The sequence below is a fragment of the Methylocystis sp. MJC1 genome (assembly GCF_026427715.1).
Lineage (GTDB): Bacteria > Pseudomonadota > Alphaproteobacteria > Rhizobiales > Beijerinckiaceae > Methylocystis.
Map to the genome: position 1 here is coordinate 2,456,763 of NZ_CP107558.1, position 18,287 is coordinate 2,475,049.

Here is an 18,287-nt window from a genome sequence, read left to right on the forward strand (position 1 = left end):
TGAGCGGACCGTCAAGGTCCGCTTTGGGTCTTGGTTGTGTGAAAACGGCACTGCGCCAGTCATCACAACGCTCAACCATAGCAGCGCGCTCCGGCGCCTGCGCTGGGGACTTAGAGCTGGCCTCGCAAATTCGGACGGTAGCTTGAGTGGATTTTCTGCCTGACAGCGGCGAGGATTCTCGCCGCGAATCAGGAGGATTCGATGACGAAGAGGAGCCGCCGGACGCATTCTCCGGCGTTCAAGGCGAAAGTAGCTTTGGCCGCGATCAAGGGGGAGAAGACTCTGGCCGAACTGGCGCAGCAGTTCGACGTGCATCCGAACCAGATCACGACGTGGAAGAGCCAGTTGCTCGAAGGTGCGGCGGGCGTGTTCGGGCAGGAGAAGGCGGAGCCGAAAGAGGCAGCCGTGGATTTGAAGTCGCTTCACGCCAAGATCGGCGAGCTGACCCTGGCCAATGATTTTTTAGAGGGCGCGCTCAGCAAAGCCGGCCTGCTGAGCGCAAAGCGATGATCGATCGCAGCCACGCCTTCCCGATCAAAGGGCAAGCAAAGATGCTCGGCCTCGCCCGCAGCACGGTCTATTACAAGCCTCGGCCGGTCTCGACCGAGGACCTCAAGCTGATGCGGCGTCTCGACGAACTGCATCTCGATTATCCCTTCGCCGGGGCGCGGATGCTTCGCGATCTCTTGCGGCGCGAGGGCGCCGTCATCGGTCGCCGGCACGTGGCGACGCTGATGAAGCGAATGGGGATCGAGGCGATCTACCGGCGGCCAAATACGAGCAAGCCGGCGCCGGGCCACAAGGTCTACCCGTATCTCCTGCGCGGCGTGACGATCGAGAGGCCGGATCATGTCTGGGCGATGGACATCAGCTACATCCCCATGCGGCGTGGCTTTGTCTATCTCGCGGCGGTCGTCGACGTGGCCAGCCGCCGCGTTCTGTCGCATCGCGTGTCGATCACGATGGAGGCGGCGTTCTGCGTCGAAGTGCTCGAAGAGGCGCTGGCGAAACATGGCAAGCCTGAGATTTTCAACACGGATCAGGGGAGCCAGTTCACCAGCCTCGACTTCACGAGCGTGCTGCTCGATGCGAACGTCGCCATCAGCATGGACGGCAAGGGCGCCTGGCGCGACAATGTCTTTGTCGAGCGGCTGTGGCGCAGCGTGAAATATGAGGAGGTCTATCTGCGCGCCTACGACAGCGTGTCCGAGGCGCGCGCGTCGATCGGGCGGTATTTGGCCTTTTACAACGAGCGGCGCCCGCATTCGTCGCTTGACGGGCGCACGCCAGACGAGGCCTACTTTGGCATCAAGGAGACGGCGATGCCGCATGATATCGCCTTTCGATTTATCGCACCTCTGGTCGGGCCTACGGCCCTCCCGGCGCCGCGATAAATCGAAGAACCCCGCGTTCAGCAAACCCCGGCAGAGATCCACTCAAAATCCGCGGGGAGCCGTCCAAGCGACCGGGGCCAGCTCTCTAGTTCACGCAACTTTGCTCGTGAAGGATAGCAGGCTTCTGCTCATGGGAAGTGACTTGGCTCGACTCGGCGCTAACGACAGCTTCTTGTGCGCGTCGCAGTAAATAGCCACCGATGAGCATACGCAACCGCAGAACCGAAATGTCTCCAAATGGTGCGAATCGCCGATTGGCCAACGGCACATGCCGTTACGAAGCTCCATGAATCTTACGGGAACCGAAGCCAAAAGGGGTTTCCAATTGTTGCTGTGTTCCTGGACGCCTATGAAACGACGACCAGCATCCTGCCGTGCTTGGATAATACCACCTGTGGCGTCGGGTTGGGGAATGATCCCCCTTGTTTTGGTCATTTCGATCCCGCAATCCTTTCTTTGGCCGAAGCGCAAATTTCAGCTTTACGGGCATTACAAATCAAAATTGAGGCGTGAAAGACCGGTTTGGGTCAAAAGAGGCCCTTCGGCAACCGAAGAGCGTGCGCGCGTTCTATTCGACGATCGCAATTGAGAGCCTAGACGCATTCGAGCCCCACCCTGCCCGTCCGTCGCAGCCGGATCTGACGGCGACAACGATACCCTTTATCAATCTCTTGTAGCTGTCCTTGCTACCTAATACCGGGCCTTCGTGTCGATCTGGCGCATCTCATCCCAGTCCCCAGGCGACAGCGCAGCCTGCAGCACTGTGTCCGCCTCCTCGAGGTAGCTCATCCACATCGGCCGTCCCTCGAACGTCGAGTCCTCCGGATTGCCAGCCTTCCGACAGAGCGCCCTAGCCGCTCGCTCCCGAGGCGATTTCAGCGACCGTTCCGATTCCCTACCTTCGACGGAAGTGCGCCGCCCTTTCATTGGACGCCCCCTAATAGCTCGAAAGCTCGATGAGGTGTAATTGCTTTCAAATACCAGAAATCCGGGCGGCCCGCTGGGCGCGGCTCGAGACAAGTGGCGGCACTACCGCCCCATCCCGCTCGCCCGATATTGCGCCCAATCTGGCCGAACGTCGCACGGCCGGCCGCCGCATGCTGTACAGCGCAATTTCCGCTTGAGCGACGGCAATTCAACCGAGCCAGGCAGCGCCGACACGTCGACGCTCTCTCGGCGACCGCAGGCGCATTTGACGGCCACGGCACATATGCCAAGGCTGCGCATATTCGTCAGGTCCATGGCAGGGCCTGTATAAGCGGGACGAAGGCGGCATTGGGCATAGAGTAGGCAGTCGGCGCCACGGAGGGAGATCGGCGCTGGCCTAAGATGATAGCGCCCGGTGGCAGCTGAAATCGAACCCTGGGCATACAGCTTGGGAAGCTGTCGTTCTACCACTGAACTACGCCCGCGTGGCCGGTGAACGGCTTGGTTTCTATAGCCTTCTGGACGATTTCATGCAAGGCGGGAGCAAGGCTATTTGGCGTAAACGCGAACAAACGAAACTCTTCTGGAGCACAAAGTCCCGTAAAATCCCCGTCGGCGTTCTGGCTCGTCTCGCCCCCGACCCTACCCCGCGGTGGCGCGCCCCTACCGCCCCTTCCGCTCGCGCGATACTGAGCCCAATCCTGGCCGAAGGTCGAGCTTTCCAGCTCTCCCAATTGACCTTTAATCTTGTGATCTTGGCGGCGGAGTTAGGAGCGCGCGAATGACTGAACACGCGATCGCCCTTGCCGGCCTAATTTTGGGGGCATGTCTCATCCTGCGCATCTTGTTGAGCGCTAGGCCTTAGGCGCCGGAATGAACCAATCGGCGACCACCAGCACTGGAAGTCGCGCGCCGTCGCGACACAATGCCACGTATTTATGACGGCTGGCGACGGCCAAAATATCTCCATCAAAATAATTACCTAGGCGAGGATGCAATGTTCGATAACGAGCACCGCGGGATCGCTTCGCGCCTTCTTGAATGCGCCCTGGAAGGGATTACGGGAATGAAACTGATCGAGTGCGTTAGGGAGAAATTTCCCCACGCAGCTTTGAGCACGATAAAAAGCGCAGCTTTCTTCGCAATTACTCGCCCTGACATAAACCCGGATGCCGTTCAGCCGATCTATGAATTTGGAATGATGTTGCGACAGAATCAGCCAAGCTAACTTCCTTCCAAAGTTGGAAGTTGAATCTAAGCAAACACCCCGCTTCTGGATCGGTTAGCCGCCTCCGCCGCCTGCAGCCTACGGTTCAGCCCTTCCTGACATGGCCGCATTACAAAAGTTGCATATTTCTGGTGACGCATCCTACCCTGGTCAGGGTACGGAATCGATAAATACGAGAGGATATAGCCATGGAACGTCGCGATTTTATTGCTACGCTCGGCGCGGTTGCCGCGGCTGCGTCGGTCTCTTCTGCATTCGCCGAAGATCAGAAACCCATCCACCACCATCACCCTGCGAAATACAAGGCCCTGTCCGACGCTGCCGCAAAATGCGTCCTGGACGGCAATAACTGCCTCCGTCACTGCTTCGGGATGCTGTCGATGAATGACACGAGCATGGCTGAGTGCACGAAGGCGACCTTCGACACGATTGCGGCTTGTGGCGCGCTGGAGAGCCTTTCGTCGGTCAATTCGGACTTCACCCCGGCAATGGCCAAGACTGTGGCGACCATCTGTGAGGCGTGCAAGAAGGAATGCGACAAATTCCCAGACGTCGCCGAATGCAACGCCATGGGCGCAGCTTGTAAGTCCTGCGCCGAGGAATGCCACAAGGTCGCGGCTTAACCCTCTCCAATTTAAAAAAACGCCCCGCCGCTACCTCTGCGGTCGGGGCGTTTCTCGCTCCGGGTTCCTGGCAGGGGCCGGAGCGAACGAATTCTCAGCGTCCGCTGCGCCGAAAACAAGGCCTATTCCGCCCGTGTCATGGCCCTCGTCTCCCGTTTGTTACTGCAACGTGAGGCATCGGGTTGCGCGAAGCGAGCGAATAAGCGGTGAGGCGCTTGAACGGCGTCGTCCTCGCATTTGAGTTCGCCCCGGACGGCCGCCTGCTTAATCACGAAGCGACCGCCGAGACGCCGCCCGGGATGACTGAGATGGCTGCGGCTGCACAGTTTTGTGCGTCTGTAACGACCAACTTCAACGCGCTTGCCGAAGCATTCTCCAAACTGAGCGGCATGCAGTGGATACCCCAACAGGGGTGGGCGTATTCCGGGGGTGAGTATACGATAGCCATCGGCTGCAATGGCTATCGCGGGGTTTTCATCAAGACCGAAAAGGCCGACTTCAACCAACTGTTTGAGCTGCTGGTTGCCAGCAAATAGCTGGCTTGCGATGAGCGCAGCGCGGGCTATGGATGGCGCAGCCGCGCGGATAGGTCCGGCCCGGCGATCGGCGCGCCATAGCGTCGATGAGGGTGCGGCGTTATTATCGCCCCCATGTGCGGACGGTTCACACAATCCTACACATGGGCTGAGGTCGAGCGCTTCCTGAGCGTCATCGGCCCGGCGCGCAATCTACGGCCGCGCTACAACATTGCGCCTACCACACCGATCGACATCCTACGGCTTGGGGGGACGGGCCGCGAGCTCGTCACCATGCGCTGGGGCCTTGGTAGCCATCCGGCGTAGGCCGCAGGCGATGCAGTCGGGCTGTTTCAGCGCCTGAGGAGCGTCGGATCGTTTTTATGCATTTTGATTAGTTCGATTAAATTCTCGACGCCGAAGTCGGTGAAGGCCATCACGGCGTCGTCGCCGATCCCCGACACCCATATGAGCCCGTCCTCGGGCTCCATCTCGGCGGCGACGTCGAACAGCCAATCCTCGTTTTCGCCGAGGTCCGAGGCGACCCGATTGATTGTCGTGACGTGAGAGACTTTGTTGACGTGCATGATCAAGCTGCACGAGCGGAGATTACCGGACCTTGTATCGCCCAGTTCCAGGGCAGCAACTCTTCAAGCCGATGTGCGGGATGGGCGGCGATACAGGACAAAACGTCTGCGAGCCATGCCTGCGGATCGACGCCATTCATTTTGGCCGTGACAATGAGACTATACATGGCCGCAGCGCGCTGCCCTCCGCGATCGGACCCGCAGAACAGCCACGATTTTCTTCCCAGCGCGATGCCTCTTAGCCCTCGTTCTGCAGCGTTGTTGGACAAGCACACGCGTCCGTCTTCAAGGAAAAGCGTGAACGCGGCCCAGCGCTTGAGCATGTAACTGATAGCCTTGACCAGGTCGTGCCCGCGCGAGAGCCTGGCCGCCTGCTCGCGCATATAGATCCGCAGATCATCGACCAATGGACGGCTCAGCATCTGGCGGACCGACAGGCGTTCTTCCGCGCTCTTTCCATTGATGGACCGCTCGATTTCGAACAGCGCGTCGATGCGACGCACCACCTCGATCGCGATGGGCGACAAAGGGATTTCCTTCTTGCCAGCAGCCTTGCGTCGCGCGTTCTCATCCAGATCAGCCATGGCGAAGAAGGGGCGTCGCGCATGGACCCAGCACGCCGCCTCGCGGATCGGGCCCGGCTTGCGGTCCGCTAGGTAGAGCCTGTTGTAGCCGTCATAGGCGTCGGCCTGCAGGATGCCAGCATATCCCGCCAGATGCGCCTGCGGATGTTCGCCTTTGCGGTCGCGTGAGTAATAAAAGATGGCCGCCGGCGGCCCGGCGCCGCCGAAGGGCGCGTCGTCGCGGACATAAACCCAGCACCGACCCGTGTCGGTTTTGCCCTTCGCCAGCACGGGAACCGTGGTGTCGTCGCCGTGTAGGCGCTCGGCGGCCAGGACATGCGCCTCGATGAGACGCCGCAGCGGATCCAGCGCCGCACAGATGGAGCCGACGGCGTCGGCCATGGTCGACAAGGAGATCGGCGCGCCTTCCAACGCATAGCGCTCCGCCTGACGGTTCAGCGGCTGATGTTGGCCGAACTTCTCGAAGGCGATCATCGCCAGAAGGCTTGGCCCCGCCCAGCCGCGCGGAACGGCATGGAACGGCGCCGGCGCCTGTGTGATCTTCTCGCAGTCCCGACAGGAGAATTTCTCTCGCACGGTCTCGATCACTTTCCACTGACGCGGCGTCGTCTCCAGCGTCTGCGTCACGTCTTCGCCGAGCTTCCGCAGCCGCGATCCGCCGCAGCAAGCGCAGCTCGTCGGCGCCTCGATTACGACGCGCTCGCGCGGTAGATGTTCCGGGAATGTGTGGCGCTCGGACCGTTTGCGCGTGAAGCCCGCGACCAGCGTGGTTTTCGTGACCGCCTGCTCCGCCGCGAGCTCATCTTCCGTCGCGCTCGCTTCCAGCTCTTCGAGCTCGAGCGACAACTGATCGATCAGCCGCGCAGCGCGCTCCGACTTTTGCCCGTAGATCTGCCGCTGCAACTTGGCGATCTGAAGCTTTTGCGCGGCGATCAGCGCCGTGTCTTCCGACGCCTTCGCCCGTGCGACGGCCAACTCTGCTTTCAGCGCAGCATTTTCGTCGAGAAGGGCCTGGGCAGCAGCGTCCATAGGCGAAGTGAATCACATATCTTGCGATTTGTGGCGCCCCAAAATGCCTCCGCCCTGGATTTTTTGCGATTCACCCCGCGCTTTGCGGCCGAAAGGTCATTTGCGGATTTCGCCAATCTATCCCTTCGAGCATATAGGCCATCTGCGCCGCCGAGATCGACACCGCGCCCGCCGTCGCCGAGGGCCATATGAACTTTCCGCGATCGAGGCGTTTTGCATACAGCGACAGTCCGACGCCATCATGCCAGAGAATTTTTGCGAGGTCGCCCCTGCGCCCGCGGAAAATGTAGAGATCGCCGGCGTGCGGGTCGCGCTTCAACTGCTCCTGCACCTGAAGGGCGAGGCCCTGCATGCCGCGTCGCATGTCGGTGTGGCCGGTGGCGATCCAGACGCGGCAGCCCGCCGGCAACGGGATCATCGCCGCAGCGCCTTCACGACCCGCGACAGCGCGGCTGCCTCGACATCGGACCACACGAGGATCCGGTCACCCTCGGCGAGGACGATCTCCATCTGGCCGGTCGGCCCCGGAGCGGAATGCTCCCCCACTGTGTCCGGCGTGATCGTCACGGGCAGGATCGGCGCGAGGTCCTGCGGCGCAGCCAGATCGACGCCGAACTGCCGGCGCCAGGTGAAGAGCTGGTTGGTGTTGAGGTCGTGCCGTCGCGCAACCTCGGCGATCGAAGCTCCGTCCTCAAGGCTCTCCTCGACGATCCGGCGCTTCTCTTCGAGAGACCAGGATCGGCGTCGGCGCCGGAGAGCCGGCGGATCGTCATCGTTGCGCGACATCGGCGATAGTGTCCGCTTGTAATAGAAGTGGACACGATCATCGCGCCACCCGTCAGGCAGCTATCTCAAAAACCGCAATCAACGCCAGGCGGCCGCCGCCGGAGGGATACGGGCCTTGTCCCGTCCTGGTGGAAGAAACCGCTCAGCGAACTGCCGTCGACATTCAACGCCCGCGCCGAGACGCTTGCCGAAAAGCCGATGTTCCGCTCGGCGCTCAAGTCGCGTCGCTGCATCATCCCGGCGTCGGGCTTCTATGAATGGACCGGCAAGCCGGGGGCAAAAACGCCCCACTATTTCTCGGCGCGCGACGGCCGCCCGCTGGCTTTTGCAGGCCTATGGGAGTGCTGGCGCGATCCTGAGACACAGGAGCCCATGGAGTCCGCAACGATTGTCGTGGGGCCCGCAAACGAGTGGATGCGGCCGTTTCATGACCGCATGCCCGTCATTCTCGACTGGTGCGACGCCGGCGCCTGGATGGCGGGAGAGCGCCTTGGGGAGCTTCTTTGTCACCCGCCCGAGAACGCGCTACACGAATGGATCGTATCGCCGCGGGTGAACCGCTCTGGCGTCGGGAACGATGATCCGGCGCTAATCGAACCCTCGCGGGCGGCTTGATTATGCTGCCGCCCAATCCCGCTCGCCCCAGCCTGAGTCTCACGTTTCCTGTTCGCCCCGGCCGCTGCCTTTGTCAGTGATCGGCGTGCGCTCCCCAGTGCCCGTGGCCAATTGGCGTCAAAAGCACATGGAAGAGAAGAACGCCGAAGCGGCGCTTCTGCGCATCGTCGAGACTGTCGAAGAGCGGCTTCGCAGCGTCCGCGAGCTTGCTTAGCTCTGCGCCCCGTGAAGTAAGCCCCTGAGAGCGCAGTCGTAGCCCCTCGACGACGTTGTGATGCTCGCGAATGTCTTTCCATTTTCCGCGCAACTCAGCGACGCGATCCGCGCGAGCTTTCCATACCTCGCGCAAAGCCGTTTCGAGCGCGGGCCATGATTTTTCCTGCACCACAGTAAGCTTCAAACCCGATTTTAGCGCTGCTACCCGGGCGTCTAAAAAAGCCGCGCGGTCTTCAGGAGAGAAGCCTTGATCCCCGGCCTGAGTGGGCTGATCAGTTGCGGGTGGGTCGGCAAGAGCGGTCCCTGCCAGACCTGCGGCAGCGAGCATCGCCGCGGACATGATGGTGAGGAGTCGTTTACGCAAGACGCAGCCTCGATGTAGGAATGGATAGTTAGCCCGATGTATGTCCGCGCCTGAAAATGGCAAATTAAGCTTCTGTAACCAATGACTTGCTCGCCATCGAGCGGGCAAGCAGCGAGGGGCTTGAAGGGCAGCTACGGGGCGCTACCTCAAAAATATCAAGGGCGCGTCGTCGCCCACCCCCATCCCGGGGGATACGCGCCCAGCCCGGCCCTGAGCGGCCGGGCTTCGTTGCTTTCGAGTCGTAGGAAGCCGATATGGACGAAGCGGCCGGCGTCATTGCAGATGACAAACAGAGCGAGCCGGAACAGCCCGGCATCACTTTCGAGGAATTGCGCGAGGGCCGCTGCAAATTCCCGCTCGGGCGCCTCAGCGACCCGCCAGAGCGCTTTTGCGGGGAGCCAGTGGCGATCGGCTCGCCATACTGTCCCGCATGCCGGCGTATTGTCTACGCCGAGCGTGCGACACCCTAGGTAGACTGCGTTCAAAATCCAGAAACGTTGTCGAAAAGCCCAGACCACGAGTGATCGTCTAGTTTCGGCTGCCCTCGATTCGCCCCCCAAGCCCCCGAGGGCGCAGGTCCTCGGTAGCCCGCCGGCGCCGAGGGCTTGCTTTCTAAGTTTCAAGAGCGCGAGCCGCGCTCAGGCCACTGGCGCAGTGGATGGCGCTCATCCCAGACTACGCATGCTAGCTGTTTGATCCCAGGATTTGATGGTGCAATCTTTTCCAGCGAATGGAAGGATGCGCTATGGGCCAGGTTCTCCACGGGAGCGCCCGCACGACTGAGGCGGTGCGTCGAGCGATACAACATAGTCAAGAGAGCCTGAGAGCTCTCGCCAAGCGGTATGGCGTCAACCAGAAGACGATCGCCAAGTGGAAGAAGCGGGCGTCGGTTTGCGACGAGCGCACGGGGCCTAAAGAGCCCAGATCCACGGTTCTCACGATCGAGGAGGAGGCGATCATTGTCGCCTTCCGCCGTCACACATTGCTGCCCTTGGACGACTGCCTCTATGCCCTCCAGGCGACTATTCCCCACCTGACGCGATCGTCGCTGCATCGCTGTCTTCAGCGCCACGGCATCTCACGGTTGCCGAGCGTCGAGGGCGAGGTCTCCGCCAAGCGGAAGTTCAAAGCCTATCCGATTGGCTATTTCCATATCGACATCGCCGAAGTGCGCACGGCCGAAGGCAAGCTCTACATGTTCGTGGCGATCGACCGAACGTCGAAATTCGCTTTCGTCGAACTGCATGAGAAGGCCACGACGCGGATCGCCGCCGACTTCCTGTTCGCGTTGATCAAAGCCGTTCCCTATAAAATCCACACGGTGCTCACGGATAATGGAACGCACTTTACTGATCCCCGCGGCGAGACCTGGACCCCTGCGGAAATCAAGCAAATGCTGGCGGAGGGGCGACCCTTCAGGGCGCATGCGTTTGAGTTCGCCTGCGCCCGCGCCGATATCGATCATCGCCTGACCAAGCCCAAGCATCCTTGGACCAATGGCCAGGTTGAGCGCATGAACCGCACGATCAAGGAAGCGACGGTTAAGCGCTACTTCTATGAAACGCACGCAGAGCTGCGAACGCATCTCGACCACTTCGTCACCGCATACAATTTCGCCCGCCGCTTGAAGACCCTCAAAGGCCTCACGCCGTACGAATTCATCTGCAAACTCTGGACGAAAGAGCCAGACAGATTCATACTCGATCCGCTCCATCAGATGCCGGGACTAAACAGCTAGCGAGGTCCTTTGCAGGGCCGGTGTAGGCGGAGGCCGCGGCAAGAATTCACTGCCTAGCGCAGCTTTCGTAGTTGACGAAATGTGCAACCACGCCATGTCCGCCGAATTGCCGGTTCGTCGGCAACGGAGGAAGACGCCCATGACGTATCTCATGCTCCGAGCGACCCTTGCTGGCGCAGCGCTGTTCTCTGGCGCACTACTCGCTCAAGCTCAGTCAGTCCCACCGATCGATGCTCCTGCTCAGATGGCGCCGGCCCCCGATGACCAAGGAGGCCCCGCCGATCTCCCAACTACGCCAGGCGTGCCTGAGCCCGACGACGACTCGGATGGTGGCTGATACAGAAGTGGGTTTCTGCAACTGCAGGCTATACAGAAGGGTGATCACCTGCTCGCGCAGCTAGCGGGCTCTGATGCGCATCTAAACAAAGCCCGCCCCTATAGAAGCCGTCGAGGCGCTGCGTCGATGCGCCAGGTGGGGGCAATGCAGCGGGCGGCTCGGCGCGGGCGCCAAGGGCTTGTCCCAAAAACCGAGCCGCCTTGCCCGGTTGGCGGATGGAGGCCGGGCGACCTTGTTTCACACCGCCATCAACCGCCCGCAATTGGGGGGAATACTCAGCAACCAGTCGCGCAGCGCGCCGCCGGCGTCAGCGCACGCGGCTGACTTGTTGGCGGTTCTGCGTCAGTTCCTCGACGATTTCCCCGAAGCGCGTGTTTTTTCGTGCGCCTGCCATCAGCTGGGGTGAGAGCCTGTCTACGTACTTCGCAACATAGGCCGCGCCACCTACTGTGAGCGCCTATGCTGGCATTGTCCGCCAAACGCCGCCAGCCCTGCATGCAACCCTGCCGAATTCGAGAGCAGCGTAGGACCTCACGTTCAGCCGCCCGCGACCGCCATGGCGAGGCCACCCATCGTCGCGACAACGATCGATAGCAGCACTGCGTTTGCGATTTGCGCACGGATGAACATGCCCGAGAAATTAACGCCCTGCCTTGGTCATCACAATTAGCAGAAACCGAGCGGTGGATTGTCGCACGGAGGCGACGCTACAGGATTGCGGACCTACGCCTTTGACCAGAGAAACCTTGGAATTCCCGCCACGTTTGCCGCAGGCGAGGGTCATCTAGCGGGATCGTGGGATGTTTTTGGGCAAAGCGATCATCAAACGCTCTGCGAAAATGGCGGTCTTTACCAATTGCCGGGTCAACGCTGCGGCTCCGGCCGTTTCAGCCATCAGCGCGCTCGTCGCGTTGCCGCAATAAGAAAGGAAATCATTCGGCATAACCGCGCCGTCCGTCGCTTTGGCTATGGCTTCAAGAACTGCGAGCGTTGGGTTGATTTTGCCGTTCCGCAGCTTGTTGATTGTGCCCTGAGCATAGCCAGTCGCTTCCGCGAGAGCTTTCTCCGAGACCCCGTATTGACGAAGGTAGGCGTCGAGCTTCATGCCCACGATATTCTCTACCGGAATAAATCTTGTCAAGAATAATATTCCGGAAGCGGTCTGGCGATCCGAGGCAATCGCTGCGACGATGCAAGCCATGGAAAACTCAGACGAAATCAAGCAGAGACGGCAGCCAACGTTTCTCCGTCAATGGCGAAAGCACCGAGCGCTATCGCAGGAGGAGGCGGCAGATCGCATCGGCGTGAAGCAGGGAACCCTGTCGAAGGTCGAACGGGGCGAGCTCCCCTACAATCAGGATTTCCTCGAGCGCGTCGCTCTCGCGTATGGCTGCGAGCCGGAAGATTTACTCAGTGTTAACCCGTTGAAGCCCGACCCGCTGAGACTGGTCGTTTCAGATCTGCGCAAGGCCCCGGCAGACGTCCGCGCGCGAGCGATCAATGTTCTCGAAGCGTTGCTGAAAGCCGGGTAGTAATCCGGTTAACCTTAAATATCAGCGCTGCCTTTACGCTCGCGACCTATGTCAGATTCCGATAATTCATTCGGAAGACGGCACGGCATGCCGCGCTTGTTTTGTTGCTTGCTCTTTCGTCTTTCCCTGCTGCAGCGGCGTAAACTTTCATTTCCGGTGAGCCAATGGGCTGGCGTGCACAACAGAACCGCGAGGACGATGAACAGCGTCAGCGGCGCAAGCTGCCGCTACGCGAGCGCTATGATTGGAGCGGATTAACGATTCTGGCCGCCATGCTCGTGACTGCTGCCGGAGCGATCATCTATTGGCGTCGCTGAATTCAGGCGGTTAACGGAGTGGTTTAATAAAAAATTAGCTCAGGTCTCACGGGGGTTTTCTCGTATTGCAGATACTCTATCGGCCGATCGAGGGAAGCCGTCTTAGTCGCTTCGTCTGCCACTCCCCAAGCCCTCGCTTTGATTGAGCCCAGCCTCGCGCTGGGCTTTTTGTTTATCCCGTCGTTTGGCGGGCAATATATATTCTTCCATAGAATATTTTTCTTGACAGGAATTATTCCGCACGAGAATATCCTCCCATCAGCCGCCACTAACGCCCCCCCTCGGGCGGCAAGGAGGACTCCATGTTCCACCTTCTCACCGAAGCCCAATTCGTCACCCTTCTCGTCGCCGCGCCCGGCCTGATCTTCTGCGCCGCCTTCGCCGGCGGCCGCTACTTCGCGCGCAACCTCATCGAGGCGTGAGCGATGGCGACCTTCTTCGCCTTCCTCTTCGGCTTCGCGCTCGCGCTGATCATCGGCTTTTTGCTCGGGTTCGCGGCGGCGGCGCAATCCGTCAAAGACGAGGCGGCGCGTGGCGTCATGTCCATCGGCGGCAACCATTATCGCTGCACGAAGATCGATGCGGAGTGACGCGATGCCTTTCAACCACAACACTCTTCTTTGGTGTTGCCATGTGCGCGGCCCAGACGATCTTTACGCCGCGAAAGATTATGAAGAAGCGCGGCAAATGGCGGACGACCTCAATTTTCTCTTCGCGCCCCGCAAAGGCGTCGAACGACATGAGTTTGACCCGATCATCATAGCAGCGCCGATGGTTTGGCCAGGGACCCGTGACGAGCACGCGAAGGATTTGATCCGCCTCATGGGCGAACGCGTGCGATTCGCTCAGCGAGGCCGCAAATGACGCAGCCGACGAAGCTCCGCACGCATCTCGAGTTGGAGGAGATTTTTACTTCTGTCGAAGAGCGCCTGCACCCGGACGAGGCGGCGGTCCTCGTCATCGCATCGCCAAAAGAAGGCGGCGGCACACATATCAGCCTTTCAATGAATTGCAGCGACGCGATCGTCCAGGCTGCCCTTACCCACGTCCTTCGCGGCTACGACGAAAAGGTGGAAATCGTCGAAGGGGGCACGCATTGAGCGCCGCCGTAATCGATTTCCGCACACGTGCGCAGGCCGGGCCCACCGAGCGCAGCCGCCTCACCACAACCTATCGCGAGATGCTCGCCGAGCCGCTCGAAGAATTCGAAATCGCCGTCGCCGGCGGCGACCTCTCGACCGCCCGCGACGCGCTTGCCGCCTTCATCGCTTTCGATCTGCCCGAGGGAACGCCGCTCGAGGCTCTCGAATGGCGCGGCGAACAAATCCGCACGCTCGCCGAGAAGCTTTGCGCGACCGAATGCGCGCCGAAAAGGACTCTCTAATGACCACGCTTCCCCTTGCCAGCATCACCCGCATTTCGCCGTTCAATCCCAACCAGGACATGGAAAGCGACGTGTCATCGCTCGCCGCGACGATCCGCGCGATCGGCATGGAATATCCCTTGAGCGTGCGCGAGCGGCCCGATGTCAGGGGCGAGTTCGAAGTTCTGGATGGCGGCCGTCGCTGGCGCGCGCTCAAGTTGCTTGCCGCGCAGGATTCTGGCTTCGAGGAACATTTTCCTGAGGTCAAGATTTTCAACGGCGACGACGCAGGGGCGCTCCAGCTCGCCCTTACGCTTTCCGTAACGCCTCGCGCGAAACATCCCGTCGACGATTTCGAGCGCTTCTCCCTTCTGGTCGAACAGCACGGCAGAACGATCGCCGACATCGCCCGAGACTTCGGCGAGACCGAGCGCCTTGTCCGCCAGCGCCTGGCGCTCGCTGCGCTGGCGCCGCGCGTGCGCGAGATGTGGCGCAAGGGCGAGATCACGCGCGAGGCCGCCGAGGCCTATACGATCGCACCGCTCGCCGCGCAGGAGGCGCTGCTCGACGATTGGGAAAAACGGGCGCCGGGCAAGATAAAGGACGCCTTCTTCATCCGCGCCGCCTTGCGCGGCGACACGATGGTCGCAGTCGAGCCCGTCGCGAAATTCATCTGCGCTGATCTTTCGCGTCTCGCCGTCTACCGCGATCGCGGCGGTCGTGTGCTGGAGGATTTGTTCTCCGAGCAACCGGGGCTGCAAGACCCTCCGATCGCCGTTGCGCTTGCCAATGATCTGCTGCGCGACGAGGCGCAATGGGTCGCCGATGCGGAGGGCTGGGGCCACGCCTTCGCGGGCGAGGACGAGGGCGGCTTCGAGGAATGCCTTCTCTCGACCGATGATGAGGAGCGGCTCAACACGATCGCACGCGAGCTCGCCGGTGAATGCTCGAAGGCAAAGCGCAAGAAGCTGATTGCCGAGCGCGAGGCGATCATGGCGGCGGTCGACGATCGCGCCGCCTATGGCGTGCGCGCCGACCTCGATGCGGCAGGCGAGATTTATTTTACCCGCGGCGTCGCGCTCCCCGACGAAGCCGCGCAAAGGCCCGGCGGCGACGACCAAGAGTCGCCGCCGGGCGAGAGTGAAGATCAGTCTTTCGCGACATGTGAACGCCCGGAGCAGGGCGATGTTCCGAAGCCTCTCGGTGATCCCGGAAAGCAGCTTCGCGCCGTCATCGACGCCGGCGCGACCCTGGCATTGCGCGACGCCGTGCGCCAGCGGCCTGACATCGCCTTGATGCTCGCCGTGGCGGCGCTCGGGTGCCAGTGGGGCGCCTTTGGCCTCGGCCTGCGTCCCGTTCAATCGCAGGAGCCAGAAGACGACGATCTCCTGAAGCGCATCCGGCCGCTCTATTTCGCCGATGCGCTCGCCGCATGCGCGGAGGCCTCGACGAACGATCTCACCGTCGCTTTCGCACGTATCGTCGCAGTAGGGATGGAAGCGCAAGGGATCGGCTTCGATGCGATCGGTAAGCTCTTCCAAGCCATCGCCGCGCGCGGCGGCGACGTGACGGGCGCGATCTTACGGGCCCACGATCACCGCGCCTTTTTCGAGGCCGCCGAGAAGGAGCGCACGCTGCGCATCATCGGCGCGCTGATCGGCCCCGCCGAGGCCGCCCGCGCCAGCCGGATGAAGAAAGACAAGCTCGCAGCACATGCCGCGACGCTCGCCAAGGAAAAGGGCTATCTCCCGCCGCCCTTCGGCAATTGGGTTTCCTTCCCCACGCGCTCCGGCGCGCTCGACGAGGCGATTTATTCTGACCGCGATACGCCGCTCGCCCAGGCGATGCGCGAGGCGATCGACAAGGATGAGGCAGGCGAGAGCACCGGCAAGGGGCGCAGGCGCGGCCCGCGCAAGACGCCGATCGAGAAGGCAATTGCTAAGACGAAAGGAGCCGCGGCGTGAGCGAGGAGACAACCAATTCAGACCTCCCGCGCGCTGACAGCGGCGGATGGGAGTGGGCGATCGTCGAGATCTTCGGACATCGCCGCCACGCCGAGCGCACACGCGAGGAAGAGCGCTTCGGCGCGAAGATGCTGCGCATCGACGTGCCGAACAAAGGCGATCCCCAGCAGCATGGTTGGACGACGCATTACTACGGCGGCTCGGCGATTTTTTCTTTCTCGCTGACGGACGAAGCGACCGCGCAGCGCGCCAACAAGCCCTATGAGCCGCCGTCACGCCTCACCTATGTTGCCGATGAAGACGAAGAGAAGTTGGAGCAATGACGGAGCGGCTCGCCCTTCAATATTCCGACAATTCTTTCGGCGTTCTCGCCGAAGGCGTGACGCTCGAAAAGGCCCATGAGGAACGCCGCCTTATCGATGAAAACGAGAGACGCCCCGAGCATCTCACGCGCATCGTCCGCGTTTCGCTCACCCTCGTCGAGACGCTCTTCGATCCGACGATCCCGCCGGCAGCCAAGAAGCCAGAGCGCTACGCGCAGTGCAAACGTCTTGTCCCGGAAGAGCCGTGATCCGGCTCGCCCGCTTCGTCGCGTGGCGCCAGGTCTGAAAGGACCAATCGACGAGGTCTGCGATGGCTGAGCTGAAATCGAACGTTTTGAAACGTGGCGCGATTGCCGATTGGAACAACGGCGACTGCGCTCTCCCAGATAACTATGAGGCCTGAAGTATGTCGCGCCGCCCTGCCCTCGTCACCAAGACCGATTTGCGCATGGCCGTCGCCGCCGCTGCGACAGCCCCATCTCCCATGGCCGTCAGGATCGACAAGGCCGGAAATATCCTCATTCTGCCGGTAAACGGGAAGCTAGACCAATCCTCCCTGAAAGCGCCCTTTGTCCTGCCGCAGGATAACGCCGACGAGAACGAGCCCGACCTTTAAGCCATGCCGCGCCGCCGCCCGATATACCTGCACAAGGAGACGACCCGCCACGGGCGCACGGTCTATTACTTCCGGCGCGACAAGGACGCGCCGCGCATTCGAATTAATGGCGAGTATGGGTCGGAGCAGTTCATGGCCGAGTATATGGCCGCGCTGGCCGGTGAACCGGTCGAGTCGGCCCCGGCAAAGACTGCACAAGGCACGCTCGCCTGGCTGATCGAGCGCTATCGGGACAGCGCCGAATGGGCAAAGTTCTCTCCCGCCACCAAGCGCCAGCGCGAAAACATCCTAAAGCAGGTCATCAAAAATGGTGGCGACTCGACGCTGACCTCGATCAAGCGTTCGACAATCGCGAAGGCTCGGGACAAGCGCGCCAATACGCCCGCTCAGGCAAACCACTTCCTGAAGGTCATGCGCTCCCTGTTCAAATGGGCGCACGAGGCCGGGCTTGTCGCCGATAATCCGACCCTCGGCGTCTCATTCGCCCGCAGCAAGACGGACGGGCACCACGTCTGGACGGAGGAAGAGGTTCAGCAGTTCAAGCGCCGCTGGCCGGTCGGGACGCGAGAGCGGCTCGCGCTTGCCATCCTGCTCTACACCGGCCTGCGCCGCGGCGACGCGGCCCGGCTCGGGCGCCAGCACGTCCGTGACGGCGTTATCATGCTGAACACAGAAAAAACCGGCACCCGGGTCGAGATCCCCATCCTGCCGGAGCTCGCCGAGATTATCGACGCGTCGCCTACGGGAGACTTGGCATTCATCGCCAAGCTAGATCGCGCCCCAATGGACAAGAACAGCTTTGGGAACTGGTTTCGAGACGCCTGCGTTGCCGCCGGCGTCCCCGGGCGCGCTCACGGACTCCGTAAAGCTGGCGCGACCCGGGCTGCTGAGAACGGGGCGACCGAGAAGGAGCTTGAGGCGATATTCGGTTGGACGGACGGCGGCAGGACGGCCGCGATCTATACGCGCGAGGCTGACCGGAAAAAGCTCGCCCGGGCGGCCGTTGGGAAGCTATCGCGACGAAAATCCAATACCCGCACCACTCTATCAGGTGCGGGGAATTTTCGAGAAAAGTAAGGTTTTACAGATACTTATAAACGGAGTGGAGGCCTCGGAGGGAATCGAACCCCCGTACAAGGATTTGCAGTCCTCTGCGTAGCCACTCCGCCACGAGGCCATCCGGCAAAGCGCTCAGCGCTTCGCGTGAGCCGCTCTTACAGGAGGGCGGC

Annotated in this window: 27 protein-coding genes and 1 tRNA gene; 20 read left to right on the top strand and 8 right to left on the bottom strand. The window is 61.4% G+C overall.

The window, feature by feature from the left end:
- Positions 1–201: 201 nt before the first annotated feature.
- Positions 202–1,394 (top strand): IS3 family transposase gene (locus OGR47_RS11970; RefSeq protein ID WP_371824415.1). Its coding sequence is split into 2 segments (ribosomal slippage): positions 202–457 and positions 457–1,394, totalling 1,194 coding nucleotides; the frame shifts between segments, so codons are not numbered across the junction.
- Positions 1,395–1,484: 90 nt separating this feature from the next.
- On the opposite strand, the gene OGR47_RS21885 is transcribed toward OGR47_RS11970, so the two are convergent.
- Positions 1,485–1,682 carry a GcrA family cell cycle regulator gene (locus OGR47_RS21885; protein ID WP_371824440.1) on the bottom strand — a complete coding sequence of 66 codons (198 nt, stop codon included), beginning with the start codon at positions 1,680–1,682 and terminating at the stop codon, positions 1,485–1,487.
- Here OGR47_RS21885 and OGR47_RS11975 point away from each other — a divergent pair.
- From OGR47_RS11975 to OGR47_RS11995, 5 genes are all read left to right on the top strand, one after another.
- A complete protein-coding gene (locus tag OGR47_RS11975; protein WP_253948112.1) occupies positions 1,632–1,907 on the top strand; it encodes a hypothetical protein in 276 nt (91 codons plus the stop codon). The genes OGR47_RS21885 and OGR47_RS11975 overlap by 51 nt on opposite strands.
- 1,411 nt (positions 1,908–3,318) lie before the next feature.
- Positions 3,319–3,549 carry a hypothetical protein gene (locus OGR47_RS11980; RefSeq protein WP_165056348.1) on the top strand — a complete coding sequence of 77 codons (231 nt, stop codon included), beginning with the start codon at positions 3,319–3,321 and terminating at the stop codon, positions 3,547–3,549.
- 188 nt (positions 3,550–3,737) lie between these two features.
- On the top strand, positions 3,738–4,172 hold the full coding sequence (locus OGR47_RS11985) for a four-helix bundle copper-binding protein (RefSeq protein ID WP_165056350.1): 435 nt from the start codon (positions 3,738–3,740) through the stop codon (positions 4,170–4,172).
- A gap of 215 nt (positions 4,173–4,387) precedes the next feature.
- On the top strand, positions 4,388–4,708 hold the full coding sequence (locus OGR47_RS11990; RefSeq protein WP_216697909.1) for a DUF2173 family protein: 321 nt from the start codon (positions 4,388–4,390) through the stop codon (positions 4,706–4,708).
- 114 nt (positions 4,709–4,822) lie between these two features.
- Positions 4,823–5,014 carry an SOS response-associated peptidase family protein gene (locus tag OGR47_RS11995; RefSeq protein ID WP_216697910.1) on the top strand — a complete coding sequence of 64 codons (192 nt, stop codon included), beginning with the start codon at positions 4,823–4,825 and terminating at the stop codon, positions 5,012–5,014.
- 26 nt (positions 5,015–5,040) lie between these two features.
- Here the strand turns inward: OGR47_RS11995 and OGR47_RS12000 are convergent, their stop codons facing one another.
- The 4 genes from OGR47_RS12000 to tnpA all read right to left on the bottom strand — a co-directional run bounded on the left by OGR47_RS12000 (position 5,041) and on the right by tnpA (position 7,673).
- Positions 5,041–5,274 (bottom strand): hypothetical protein, encoded by a 234-nt coding sequence (locus OGR47_RS12000; RefSeq protein WP_165056343.1) that lies wholly within the window; start codon positions 5,272–5,274, stop codon positions 5,041–5,043.
- Positions 5,275–5,276: 2 nt separating this feature from the next.
- Positions 5,277–6,887 carry an IS66 family transposase gene (gene tnpC, locus OGR47_RS12005; protein WP_165056342.1) on the bottom strand — a complete coding sequence of 537 codons (1,611 nt, stop codon included), beginning with the start codon at positions 6,885–6,887 and terminating at the stop codon, positions 5,277–5,279.
- Between the two features lie 70 nt (positions 6,888–6,957).
- Positions 6,958–7,305, bottom strand: a complete 348-nt coding sequence (gene tnpB / locus OGR47_RS12010; RefSeq protein WP_165056340.1) for an IS66 family insertion sequence element accessory protein TnpB — start codon at positions 7,303–7,305, stop codon at positions 6,958–6,960.
- Positions 7,302–7,673, bottom strand: a complete 372-nt coding sequence (gene tnpA / locus OGR47_RS21890; RefSeq protein WP_165056339.1) for an IS66-like element accessory protein TnpA — start codon at positions 7,671–7,673, stop codon at positions 7,302–7,304. Before tnpA ends, tnpB begins: the two co-directional genes overlap by 4 nt.
- Before the next feature lie 27 nt (positions 7,674–7,700).
- Here tnpA and OGR47_RS12020 point away from each other — a divergent pair, with 27 nt between their 5' ends.
- The gene (locus tag OGR47_RS12020) at positions 7,701–8,288 is read left to right on the top strand and encodes an SOS response-associated peptidase (protein ID WP_253948113.1); all 588 of its coding nucleotides are present in this window, start codon (positions 7,701–7,703) and stop codon (positions 8,286–8,288) included.
- Between the two features lie 73 nt (positions 8,289–8,361).
- On the opposite strand, the gene OGR47_RS12025 is transcribed toward OGR47_RS12020, so the two are convergent.
- Positions 8,362–8,868: a Spy/CpxP family protein refolding chaperone gene (locus OGR47_RS12025; protein ID WP_253948114.1), complete on the bottom strand. Its 507-nt coding sequence runs from the start codon at positions 8,866–8,868 to the stop codon at positions 8,362–8,364.
- Between the two features lie 254 nt (positions 8,869–9,122).
- Between OGR47_RS12025 and OGR47_RS12030 the strand changes: the two genes are divergently transcribed.
- Positions 9,123–9,338 carry a GcrA family cell cycle regulator gene (locus OGR47_RS12030; protein ID WP_165056393.1) on the top strand — a complete coding sequence of 72 codons (216 nt, stop codon included), beginning with the start codon at positions 9,123–9,125 and terminating at the stop codon, positions 9,336–9,338.
- A 275-nt stretch (positions 9,339–9,613) separates the two neighbouring features.
- Entirely contained in the window at positions 9,614–10,606 is a 993-nt protein-coding gene (locus OGR47_RS12035; RefSeq protein WP_216697911.1) for an IS481 family transposase, read from the top strand.
- A gap of 1,121 nt (positions 10,607–11,727) precedes the next feature.
- Here the strand turns inward: OGR47_RS12035 and OGR47_RS12040 are convergent.
- Positions 11,728–12,144, bottom strand: a complete 417-nt coding sequence (locus OGR47_RS12040) for a helix-turn-helix domain-containing protein (protein WP_206527439.1) — start codon at positions 12,142–12,144, stop codon at positions 11,728–11,730.
- On the opposite strand from OGR47_RS12040, the gene OGR47_RS12045 reads away from it, so the two are divergent.
- From OGR47_RS12045 to OGR47_RS12095, 11 genes are all read left to right on the top strand, one after another.
- Entirely contained in the window at positions 12,143–12,475 is a 333-nt protein-coding gene (locus OGR47_RS12045; RefSeq protein WP_165051657.1) for a helix-turn-helix domain-containing protein, read from the top strand. The two genes, OGR47_RS12040 and OGR47_RS12045, sit on opposite strands and share 2 nt — an antisense overlap.
- Before the next feature lie 164 nt (positions 12,476–12,639).
- On the top strand, positions 12,640–12,792 hold the full coding sequence (locus OGR47_RS12050; RefSeq protein ID WP_165051660.1) for a hypothetical protein: 153 nt from the start codon (positions 12,640–12,642) through the stop codon (positions 12,790–12,792).
- Between the two features lie 425 nt (positions 12,793–13,217).
- Positions 13,218–13,382 carry a hypothetical protein gene (locus OGR47_RS12055; protein ID WP_165051662.1) on the top strand — a complete coding sequence of 55 codons (165 nt, stop codon included), beginning with the start codon at positions 13,218–13,220 and terminating at the stop codon, positions 13,380–13,382.
- Positions 13,383–13,386: 4 nt separating this feature from the next.
- Positions 13,387–13,656, top strand: a complete 270-nt coding sequence (locus tag OGR47_RS12060) for a hypothetical protein (RefSeq protein ID WP_165051664.1) — start codon at positions 13,387–13,389, stop codon at positions 13,654–13,656.
- Positions 13,653–13,892: a hypothetical protein gene (locus OGR47_RS12065; protein WP_165051667.1), complete on the top strand. Its 240-nt coding sequence runs from the start codon at positions 13,653–13,655 to the stop codon at positions 13,890–13,892. Before OGR47_RS12060 ends, OGR47_RS12065 begins: the two co-directional genes overlap by 4 nt.
- Positions 13,889–14,176 carry a hypothetical protein gene (locus OGR47_RS12070; protein ID WP_165051669.1) on the top strand — a complete coding sequence of 96 codons (288 nt, stop codon included), beginning with the start codon at positions 13,889–13,891 and terminating at the stop codon, positions 14,174–14,176. The genes OGR47_RS12065 and OGR47_RS12070 overlap by 4 nt, the downstream gene beginning before the upstream one ends.
- Entirely contained in the window at positions 14,176–16,119 is a 1,944-nt protein-coding gene (locus tag OGR47_RS12075) for a ParB/RepB/Spo0J family partition protein (protein ID WP_165051671.1), read from the top strand. The genes OGR47_RS12070 and OGR47_RS12075 overlap by 1 nt, the downstream gene beginning before the upstream one ends.
- Entirely contained in the window at positions 16,116–16,442 is a 327-nt protein-coding gene (locus tag OGR47_RS12080; protein ID WP_165051673.1) for a hypothetical protein, read from the top strand. Before OGR47_RS12075 ends, OGR47_RS12080 begins: the two co-directional genes overlap by 4 nt.
- Positions 16,439–16,690, top strand: a complete 252-nt coding sequence (locus OGR47_RS12085) for a hypothetical protein (protein WP_165051675.1) — start codon at positions 16,439–16,441, stop codon at positions 16,688–16,690. The genes OGR47_RS12080 and OGR47_RS12085 overlap by 4 nt, the downstream gene beginning before the upstream one ends.
- A 158-nt stretch (positions 16,691–16,848) precedes the next feature.
- Positions 16,849–17,058, top strand: a complete 210-nt coding sequence (locus tag OGR47_RS12090) for a hypothetical protein (protein WP_165051678.1) — start codon at positions 16,849–16,851, stop codon at positions 17,056–17,058.
- 3 nt (positions 17,059–17,061) lie between these two features.
- Positions 17,062–18,135: a tyrosine-type recombinase/integrase gene (locus OGR47_RS12095; protein ID WP_165051681.1), complete on the top strand. Its 1,074-nt coding sequence runs from the start codon at positions 17,062–17,064 to the stop codon at positions 18,133–18,135.
- 26 nt (positions 18,136–18,161) lie between these two features.
- Here OGR47_RS12095 and OGR47_RS12100 read toward each other — a convergent pair.
- Positions 18,162–18,235, bottom strand: a tRNA-Cys gene (locus tag OGR47_RS12100).
- Positions 18,236–18,287: the final 52 nt, after the last annotated feature.